This is a genomic window from Bradyrhizobium sp. P5_C11_2, assembly GCF_054049755.1.
On the sequence record NZ_JBFULT010000578.1, the window covers coordinates 1 to 4,695 of the forward strand.

4 protein-coding genes are annotated in these 4,695 nt (G+C 65.8%); 1 reads left to right on the top strand and 3 read right to left on the bottom strand.

The features are described from left to right. Positions 1 to 50: 50 nt before the first annotated feature. Positions 51 to 1,247 (bottom strand): FAD-dependent monooxygenase, encoded by a 1,197-nt coding sequence (locus tag ACXJL8_RS34425; protein ID WP_456620207.1) that lies wholly within the window; start codon positions 1,245 to 1,247, stop codon positions 51 to 53. A 148-nt stretch (positions 1,248 to 1,395) separates the two neighbouring features. Here ACXJL8_RS34425 and ACXJL8_RS34430 point away from each other — a divergent pair, with 148 nt between their 5' ends. After that, a complete protein-coding gene (locus ACXJL8_RS34430) occupies positions 1,396 to 1,872 on the top strand; it encodes a MarR family transcriptional regulator (RefSeq protein ID WP_456620229.1) in 477 nt (158 codons plus the stop codon). Here the strand turns inward: ACXJL8_RS34430 and ACXJL8_RS34435 are convergent. Both ACXJL8_RS34435 and ACXJL8_RS34440 read right to left on the bottom strand, forming a co-directional pair. After that, complete coding sequence (locus ACXJL8_RS34435; RefSeq protein ID WP_456686396.1) at positions 1,847 to 3,097, bottom strand: O-antigen ligase family protein; 1,251 nt, start codon at positions 3,095 to 3,097, stop codon at positions 1,847 to 1,849. The two genes, ACXJL8_RS34430 and ACXJL8_RS34435, sit on opposite strands and share 26 nt — an antisense overlap. A 151-nt stretch (positions 3,098 to 3,248) precedes the next feature. After that, on the bottom strand, positions 3,249 to 4,695 hold a 1,447-nt coding region (locus ACXJL8_RS34440), incomplete at its 5' end, for an undecaprenyl-phosphate glucose phosphotransferase (RefSeq protein ID WP_456686397.1).

Sequence of the window (4,695 nt, forward strand, 5' to 3'; positions counted from 1 at the left end):
ATGGTGGGCACGGCGCTTTGCGCCTTTGCCCACCCTACGGCAGTTCATCGCTACACCGCCCTCGCATCGTACGCGTACATGAAATCCATGCCCTTGGCGCCGAGCGGCAATAGCCATTTCAGCATCTGATTGCGGACCCATGCGCCGGTGGCGCTGAATTCGCGCTTGCTGTTGCCGTTGCGGCGCGCCATCGCCACGATCTTCTCGGTGCGCGGGCGGCGCTCGGCTTCGAAAGCCTGGAAGGTGGCGCCGAGCTCCTGGCCGTCCTGCATCAGCCGGGCCAGCCGCATCGCATCCTCCAGCGCCAGCGAGGCGCCCTGGCCGGCATGGGGGCTGGTCGCGTGCGCGGCATCGCCGATCAACAGCGAACGCTTGCGCGACCAGGTCGGCAGCGTCGCGACATCGAGCGTGTCGGTGACCACGATGTTCCTGGCTGCCTCGATGATCGCCGGGATCGGATCATGCCAGCCGCGGTGAAAGTCGCGCAGATGCTGCTTCAGTGTCGCCTCATCGAGCGCCCGGAACATCGCGGCATCCATGCCGCGCGCGGGCTGTGTGCTCCACCACATCACGCCGTCGTTCGGATCGGGACTGCAATAACCGTAGCCGAAGAAGCCGCTCTGTCCGAATGTCGTCTCGACGTGGCGGCCGATCGACCTGCCGTCGAGGACGGCGTGCGGCACGAAGCCGCCGAAGCCGATCAGGCCGGTGTCGAACGGCCGCGGCCCGTCCGGCACGACCTGGCGTCGTGTCACCGAATGCACGCCGTCCGCGCCGATCAGGAAGTCGCCCTCGGCGGTGGTGCCGTCGGCGAAATAGGCGATGATCGGCTGGTCGCCGCGATCCTCGATCTTGATCAGCCGCTTCTCGAAATAGAGCGAGACGCAGGCGCACCAGGCCTTGTCGATCAACATCTCGTTCAGCGCGGCGCGGCACACATTGACCGCGGGCTGGCCGAAGCGCCGCGCCATGTCGCGGTTGATCGAGCCGAGCCTGCGGCCTTCCTGCGAGTAGAAGTCGAAGGAGTCCGCGACGGAGCCGCGGCTGATCAGATCGCCGGCAAGTCCGATCTCGTCCATGACGTGCATGCCGTTCGGCGCGATCTGGAGGCCGCCACCGATGCCCTTGGAGTACGGCCAGGCTTCGTAGATCGCCGACTCGATGCCGGCGCGGCGGAGCAGGATCGCGGCGACGGGCCCGGCGATGCCGGCGCCGATGATCAGGGCCTTGCGGGGACGGTTGGACATTGTCTTGCTCCCGACGTTTCCGTGGTGCTAGGAGGAATTACGGCTGCTAAATCTCTTAGCTGCTAAGATATATATCGACTAAGATATGAGGTCGGCCTTGTCAAGGACGAAGGCGCGCGACGCGCTGTTGCAGGAGCTCGAGGAGGCGATGCGTCGGTCGTCCGCGCAGGGCGTGCTCTATGGCCAGACCGTTGCGAACGTTGCCGGAATTGCCAATTCCGACCTCGAATGCATGGACATCCTCTATCTGGAGGGCCGCGTCACCGCCGGCCGGCTCGCCGAGGTCACGGGGCTGACGACGGGCGCCATCACCGGCGTAGTGGACCGACTCGAGAAGGCCGGGCTGGTACGCCGCGAGCGCGACGAGAAAGACCGCCGCAAGGTCTTCATTTCCGTCGTGCCGGAGACGGCGATGAAGATCGGCCAGCTCTACGTGCCGATGCAGCAGGCGATGTTGAAGGTGTTTGGCGCCTATTCCGACCAGGAGCTGCGCCTGCTGCTGCGCTTCGCGACCGAGGGCTACAAGGGCGTGCTCGCGGCCACGGAAGCGTTGAAGGCGGTCATCGACACGCCGCCGGAAAAGCGGGCCAATTTCAAGATCAGGAAGCGTCCTCGCCGGCCTTGATCTTGTAGGCCTGTGCGGCCGCGATCATGCCCCACATTGCGCCCAGCATCATCCAGAAGTGCCGCCAGTGGTCGGTGTCGATCACAAGACTCTCGCCGACGGTGCCGACGAAGGCGGAGAAGACCGCGAGATAGGCGCGCTGCCAGGGCACGCGGACGAAGATGTGCCGAAAGCCCATGATCACGGTGGTGAAGACCAGCGCGGGATAGCACACGCCGGAGAGCCAGCCGCCGGACATGAAGGCGTTGAGATAGGAGTTGTGGGTGTCCTCGGGGAAGAAGCGGTGGAATTGCAGCGGGCCGATGCCGAACGGCAGGTCGAGCGCCATCTCCGCGCCGAGGATGTGCCGGCCGAAGCGGCCGAAGCGGCCTTCGTCATAGCTCTGGTCGAAGCTGGCGCGCTGCTTGAACATCTCGGCGGTGGAATCGAACGACAGCAGCACCGCGATCAGCGCCAGGCCCAGCACCGCGGCGACGATGGCCATGACGACGATGCGCGAGCGCTGGGCGTTGGTGCGGCTCGTCAGCACCATCAGCGCCAGCATGAAGGCGGAGGTCAGGACCAGGCCGCCCCAGGCGGCGCGGGAGAAGGCAAGCAGGATCGCAAGCGCCATGATGCCGAAGGCGATGACGTTGCGGAAGGCCTTGGCCAGCCGGTCGGAGACCACGCTCTGGAGGCAAAACAGTGCCGGCAGGATCAGGAAGGCGCCGAGCACGTTCGGATCCTTGAAGGTGCCGCGCGCGCGCTCGTACAGCGTCAGCAGGTCGCGGCCGCCGGGAACGAGGTTGAAATACCCGGCGATCGCCGACAGCGACGCGATCATCGCGCCGACCACGAGGCCGCGGCGGAGCATGTCGAGCCGCGCCGCCGTGTCCTCGGAGGTGACCATGGCGAAGAACATGACGGTCACGGCCATGTACCAGGAGGTCGCGATCCAGCTCGCGACCTCGGACTGGTCGAGCAGCGGGATCGCGCTGATGGTGTAGCCGACATTGAGCAGGATCAGCATCAACAGCAGCGGCATCAGCGCAAGCCGCAGGCGCAGGCCGGTGGCAAAGAAGGTGACGGTCGCAAGCAGCGTCACGATCTCGTAGGGGCTCGGCTCGATGAAGACGACCGCGCCGGAGGCGCCGACCAGCCACACCAGCGCGCGCTGCAGCGCCAGCACGCCGGGCGCAGCGCGAACCGCTRCATTCATTCCCCCGGCTGTCGCCGCATACGCCATCACACGCTCACGCTACTGGTAGGCCACAAACACGCTGTCATCGCTCGGCTTGACMGGGCGATCCAGTATTCCGCGGCGCGTTGCAGAAGACGGCTGGCGCCGCGGCGTACTGGATGCCCCGCCTTCGCGGGGCATGACGGAGAAACTCAATTCAGTACGCGTTCTCGTTCTTGGTCAGCAGCGAGATCGGCGTCTTCAGGAGAATGTAGAGGTCGAACAGCACCGCCCAGTTCTCGATGTAGTAGAGGTCGAACTCGACGCGCTTCTGGATCTTCTCTTCGTTGTCGATCTCACCGCGCCAGCCGTTGACCTGGGCCCAGCCGGTGATGCCGGGCTTGACGCGGTGGCGGGCGAAATAGCCGTCGACGGCTTCGTCGAACAGGCGGCTCTGGAGCTTGCCCTGCACCGCATGCGGACGCGGGCCGACCAGGGAGAGATTGCCGGAGAACACGACGTTGAAGAGCTGCGGCAGCTCGTCGAGGCTGGTCTTGCGGATGAAGCGGCCGACGCGGGTGACGCGCGGATCGTTCTTGGTCACGACCTTCGAGGCCGTCGGGTCGGCCTGGTGATGATACATCGAGCGGAACTTGTAGACGTCGATCCGCTCGTTGTTGAAGCCGAACCGCTTCTGGCGGAACAGCGCCGGGCCGGGGCTGTCGAGCTTCACCGCCACCGCCACCAATGCCATCACCGGCAAGGCCGCGAGCAGCGCAAGGCCGCCGACGATGCGGTCGAACAGCCACTTCATCACCAGGTCCCAGTCGGTGATCGGCGCCTCGAACATGTCGAGCGTCGGCACCTCGCCGAGATAGGAATAGGAGCGGGGACGGAAGCGCAGCTTGTTGGTGTGCGCGGACAGGCGGATGTCGACCGGCAGCACCCAGAGCTTCTTCAGCATTTCCAGAATGCGCGTCTCGGCCGAGATCGGCAGCGCGAACAGCACGAGATCGACGCGGGTGCGGCGGGCGAACTCGACGATGTCATCGACCTTGCCGAGCTTGCGCGCGCCGGCGCAGGTGTCGAGCGCACGGCTGTCGTTGCGGTCGTCGAAYACGCCGAGCACGTGGATGTCGGAATCCTCCTGCGCCTGCAGCGCCTCGACCAGTTGCTCGCCATTGCGGTCGGAGCCGACGATGATGGTGCGGCGGTCGAGCCGGCCCTGGCGCGCCCAGTTGCGCACCAGCAGGCGCAGCACCAGACGCTCGCCGATCAGCGCGGCAAGCCCGAGGACGTAGAAGGCGGCGAGCCACAGCCGCGACACCTCGCCACCGAGCTTGGCGAAGAAGGAGGCTCCGATGAACAGCAGGAAGACGAACGACCAGGACGAGATCATCCGCGTCATCTGCCGGAGCTGCTCGCGGAAGAGCTGGACCTGATAGATATCCGCGGCCTGGAAGCAAATCACGGCGGCAGCGGCTACGGCGAAGATGGACCCGATATAGTCCCAGCGGAAATCGGTGAGCGGCATGACGTAGCCGACATAAATGGCGATGCCGACGAGGCTCAGCACGACGAAATCGGCCGCACGCACGGCGCCGGCGATCACGATCGGCGAATAGGCACGGGCGACCTTCTGATTGACGACGTCGAGCGCGGCC